At 48.8% G+C, this 5503-nt stretch carries 2 tRNA genes and 3 rRNA genes; all 5 read left to right on the forward strand.

The features are described 5' to 3' along the window. Nucleotides 1-169: 169 nt before the first annotated feature. Nucleotides 170-1707: ribosomal RNA gene (locus AC1M9N_RS14340) — 16S ribosomal RNA — on the forward strand. A 61-nt stretch (nucleotides 1708-1768) separates the two neighbouring features. Then, nucleotides 1769-1845, forward strand: a tRNA-Ile gene (locus AC1M9N_RS14345). Between the two features lie 39 nt (nucleotides 1846-1884). Further along, nucleotides 1885-1960 (forward strand) — tRNA-Ala (locus AC1M9N_RS14350). A 379-nt stretch (nucleotides 1961-2339) separates the two neighbouring features. Then, nucleotides 2340-5231 (forward strand): 23S ribosomal RNA (locus AC1M9N_RS14355). 180 nt (nucleotides 5232-5411) lie between these two features. Beyond that, a 5S ribosomal RNA gene (gene rrf, locus AC1M9N_RS14360) occupies nucleotides 5412-5503 on the forward strand; the annotation flags it as partial.

Raw genomic sequence — 5503 nt, forward strand, 5'->3', positions numbered from 1 at the left:
AAGATCATTAAGAGATTATGAAGAACAACTTGTGTGGATTTTTACTGGTTGATTGATCGATATATATTATCATTGATGATTGGTAGAAATTTCTCGAAGTTTATTTGAGCAAATTTTTTGTCAGTAATTGATGAGCCAAGATTGGTACCCTTTAGGTACTATTGATTTTAAACTGAAGAGTTTGATCATGGCTCAGATTGAACGCTGGCGGCAGGCTTAACACATGCAAGTCGAGCGGGGGAAGGTAGCTTGCTACTGGACCTAGCGGCGGACGGGTGAGTAATGCTTAGGAATCTGCCTATTAGTGGGGGACAACATCTCGAAAGGGATGCTAATACCGCATACGTCCTACGGGAGAAAGCAGGGGACCTTCGGGCCTTGCGCTAATAGATGAGCCTAAGTCGGATTAGCTAGTTGGTGGGGTAAAGGCCTACCAAGGCGACGATCTGTAGCGGGTCTGAGAGGATGATCCGCCACACTGGGACTGAGACACGGCCCAGACTCCTACGGGAGGCAGCAGTGGGGAATATTGGACAATGGGCGGAAGCCTGATCCAGCCATGCCGCGTGTGTGAAGAAGGCCTTTTGGTTGTAAAGCACTTTAAGCGAGGAGGAGGCTACTAAGATTAATACTCTTGGATAGTGGACGTTACTCGCAGAATAAGCACCGGCTAACTCTGTGCCAGCAGCCGCGGTAATACAGAGGGTGCGAGCGTTAATCGGATTTACTGGGCGTAAAGCGTGCGTAGGCGGCTTTTTAAGTCGGATGTGAAATCCCCGAGCTTAACTTGGGAATTGCATTCGATACTGGGAAGCTAGAGTATGGGAGAGGATGGTAGAATTCCAGGTGTAGCGGTGAAATGCGTAGAGATCTGGAGGAATACCGATGGCGAAGGCAGCCATCTGGCCTAATACTGACGCTGAGGTACGAAAGCATGGGGAGCAAACAGGATTAGATACCCTGGTAGTCCATGCCGTAAACGATGTCTACTAGCCGTTGGGGCCTTTGAGGCTTTAGTGGCGCAGCTAACGCGATAAGTAGACCGCCTGGGGAGTACGGTCGCAAGACTAAAACTCAAATGAATTGACGGGGGCCCGCACAAGCGGTGGAGCATGTGGTTTAATTCGATGCAACGCGAAGAACCTTACCTGGTCTTGACATAGTAAGAACTTTCCAGAGATGGATTGGTGCCTTCGGGAACTTACATACAGGTGCTGCATGGCTGTCGTCAGCTCGTGTCGTGAGATGTTGGGTTAAGTCCCGCAACGAGCGCAACCCTTTTCCTTATTTGCCAGCGGGTTAAGCCGGGAACTTTAAGGATACTGCCAGTGACAAACTGGAGGAAGGCGGGGACGACGTCAAGTCATCATGGCCCTTACGACCAGGGCTACACACGTGCTACAATGGTCGGTACAAAGGGTTGCTACCTAGCGATAGGATGCTAATCTCAAAAAGCCGATCGTAGTCCGGATTGGAGTCTGCAACTCGACTCCATGAAGTCGGAATCGCTAGTAATCGCGGATCAGAATGCCGCGGTGAATACGTTCCCGGGCCTTGTACACACCGCCCGTCACACCATGGGAGTTTGTTGCACCAGAAGTAGGTAGTCTAACCGTAAGGAGGACGCTTACCACGGTGTGGCCGATGACTGGGGTGAAGTCGTAACAAGGTAGCCGTAGGGGAACCTGCGGCTGGATCACCTCCTTAACGAAAGATTGACGATTGGTAAGAATCCACAACAAGTTGTTCTTCATGACGATGTATCTGAGGGTCTGTAGCTCAGTTGGTTAGAGCACACGCTTGATAAGCGTGGGGTCACAAGTTCAAGTCTTGTCAGACCCACCATGACATACTCATACGATACATTGATCTAAATGATAAGCTGGGGACTTAGCTTAGTTGGTAGAGCGCCTGCTTTGCACGCAGGAGGTCAGGAGTTCGACTCTCCTAGTCTCCACCACGTATTCATTCGAATACGTAGTAAGCAAACGAGTTGATAGCTTATAGAGCTTAGTAATAAAGCTGTGTATACTGCACGCCTTGATTATTAAGCTCTGTGATTTATCACAGTTGACTGCGATCTGACGAAGACGTAGTGAATCATTAACAGCATATATTTGAGTTGAAATAATTTGTTCATACTCATAGAAAGAGCGGAAACGAGATAACGTAAGTTATTAAGTTGAAGTGATTGAAATGAGAACTAGCGAAATTAACTGAATCAAGCGTTTTGGTATATGAATTTGAATTGAAGCTGTACAGTGTTTAGATACACAGTACTTCAAACTGTAATGTTGAACGATCTACTTGTAGGATCGAACGACTGTTTGGGGTTGTATAGTCAAGTAATTAAGTGCATGTGGTGGATGCCTTGGCAGTCAGAGGCGATGAAAGACGTGATAGCCTGCGAAAAGCTCCGGGGAGGCGGCAAATATCCTGTGATCCGGAGATTTCTGAATGGGGGAACCCACCTATCATAAGATAGGTATTGCAACATGAATACATAGTGTTGCAAGGCAAACGCGGGGAAGTGAAACATCTCAGTACCCGTAGGAAAAGAAATCAATTGAGATTCCCTCAGTAGCGGCGAGCGAAAGGGGAAAAGCCCATTAAGTTATGTAAGCTTTAGTGGAATGCTCTGGGAAGTGCAACCATAGTAGGTGATAGTCCTGTACACGAAAGGGCTTACATGATGATGTCGAGTAGGGCGGGGCACGTGAAACCTTGTCTGAATATGGGGGGACCATCCTCCAAGGCTAAATACTCCTGACTGACCGATAGTGAACCAGTACCGTGAGGGAAAGGCGAAAAGAACCCCTGTGAGGGGAGTGAAATAGATCCTGAAACCGCATGCATACAAGCAGTGGGAGCCACTTCGTGTGGTGACTGCGTACCTTTTGTATAATGGGTCAGCGACTTACATTCAGTAGCAAGGTTAACCGAATAGGGGAGCCGTAGAGAAATCGAGTCTTAATAGGGCGTTTAGTTGCTGGGTGTAGACCCGAAACCAGGCGATCTATCCATGAGCAGGTTGAAGGTGAGGTAACACTTACTGGAGGACCGAACCCACTGTCGTTGAAAAGCCAGGGGATGACTTGTGGATAGGGGTGAAAGGCTAATCAAGCCTGGTGATAGCTGGTTCTCCCCGAAAGCTATTTAGGTAGCGCCTCGGACGAATACCATTGGGGGTAGAGCACTGTTTCGGCTAGGGGGTCATCCCGACTTACCAAACCGATGCAAACTCCGAATACCAATGAGTACTATCCGGGAGACAGACTGCGGGTGCTAACGTCCGTAGTCAAGAGGAAAACAATCCAGACCGCCAGCTAAGGTCCCTAAATCATAGTTAAGTGGGAAACGATGTGGGAAGGCATAGACAGCTAGGAGGTTGGCTTAGAAGCAGCCACCCTTTAAAGAAAGCGTAATAGCTCACTAGTCGAGTCGGCCTGCGCGGAAGATGTAACGGGGCTAAAACTATGTACCGAAGCTGCGGATTTGCAATTTATTGCAAGTGGTAGGGGAGCGTTCTGTAAGCCGATGAAGGTGGATTGAGAAGTCTGCTGGAGGTATCAGAAGTGCGAATGCTGACGTGAGTAACGATAAAACGGGTGAAAAACCCGTTCGCTGAAAGACCAAGGGTTCCAGTCCAACGTTAATCGGGGCTGGGTGAGTCGACCCCTAAGGCGAGGCCGAGAGGCGTAGTCGATGGGAAATTGGTTAATATTCCAATACTTCTGTGTAATGCGATGAGAGGACGGAGAAGGTTAAGTCAGCCTGGCGTTGGTTGTCCAGGTGGAAGATTGTAGGCATGTATCTTAGGCAAATCCGGGGTACTCTATGCTGAGAATCGATAGCAAGCTAGTTTACTAGCGAAGTGGCTGATACCATACTTCCAGGAAAAGTCTCTAAGCTTCAGTTACACAGGAATCGTACCCGAAACCGACACAGGTGGTCAGGTCGAGTAGACCAAAGCGCTTGAGAGAACTCTGCTGAAGGAACTAGGCAAAATGGTACCGTAACTTCGGGAGAAGGTACGCTGCCGGCGGTGATAGGACTTGCTCCTTGAGCTACTGGCAGCCTCAGAAACCAGGCCGCTGCAACTGTTTATTAAAAACATAGCACTCTGCAAACACGAAAGTGGACGTATAGGGTGTGATGCCTGCCCGGTGCTGGAAGGTTAATTGATGGGGTTAGCGTAAGCGAAGCTCTTGATCGAAGCCCCAGTAAACGGCGGCCGTAACTATAACGGTCCTAAGGTAGCGAAATTCCTTGTCGGGTAAGTTCCGACCTGCACGAATGGCATAATGATGGCGGCGCTGTCTCCAGCAGAGGCTCAGTGAAATCGAATTCGCCGTGAAGATGCGGTGTACCCGCGGCTAGACGGAAAGACCCCGTGAACCTTTACTGCAGCTTGACATTGAACTTTGATCTTACTTGTGTAGGATAGGTGGGAGGCTTTGAAGTAGAAACGCCAGTTTCTATGGAGCCGTCCTTGAAATACCACCCTGGTAATATTGAGGTTCTAACTCTGCTCCATTATCTGGAGCGAGGACCATGTCTGGTGGGTAGTTTGACTGGGGCGGTCTCCTCCTAAAGAGTAACGGAGGAGTACGAAGGTGCGCTCAGCGTGGTCGGAAATCACGCGTAGAGTATAAAGGCAAAAGCGCGCTTAACTGCGAGACCCACAAGTCGAGCAGGTACGAAAGTAGGTCTTAGTGATCCGGTGGTTCTGTATGGAAGGGCCATCGCTCAACGGATAAAAGGTACTCTGGGGATAACAGGCTGATACCGCCCAAGAGTTCATATCGACGGCGGTGTTTGGCACCTCGATGTCGGCTCATCTCATCCTGGGGCTGAAGCAGGTCCCAAGGGTATGGCTGTTCGCCATTTAAAGAGGTACGCGAGCTGGGTTTAGAACGTCGTGAGACAGTTCGGTCCCTATCTACCGTGGGCGTTGGAAATTTGAGAGGATCTGCTCCTAGTACGAGAGGACCAGAGTGGACGAACCTCTGGTGTACCGGTTGTGACGCCAGTCGCATCGCCGGGTAGCTATGTTCGGAAGGGATAACCGCTGAAAGCATCTAAGCGGGAAGCCTACCTCAAGATTAGATTTCCCAAGGACTTTATGTCCTCTAAAGAGCCGTTGAAGACTACAACGTTGATAGGTTGGATGTGGAAGTACGGTGACGTATGAAGCTGACCAATACTAATTACTCGTGAGGCTTGACTATACAACACCCAAACAGTTGGTGTTGTGGTTCAAATCATGACAAATAACTTGATTTAGTTAGATAAAACGCTAAACTGCACAAACTAAAGCAACTCAAATAGCTGTTAATAACTTCTTTGACCAAGCAAAGGCACGCAAACAATATATGCGAATAAGACCCAAGCAAAGTCACAACAGTTGTGCTGGCGACAATAGCAAGAGTGAACCACCTGATCCCTTCCCGAACTCAGAAGTGAAACCTCTTAGCGCTGATGGTAGTGTGGGGTTACCCAT

Source organism: Acinetobacter sp. ANC_7655 (assembly GCF_056784015.1).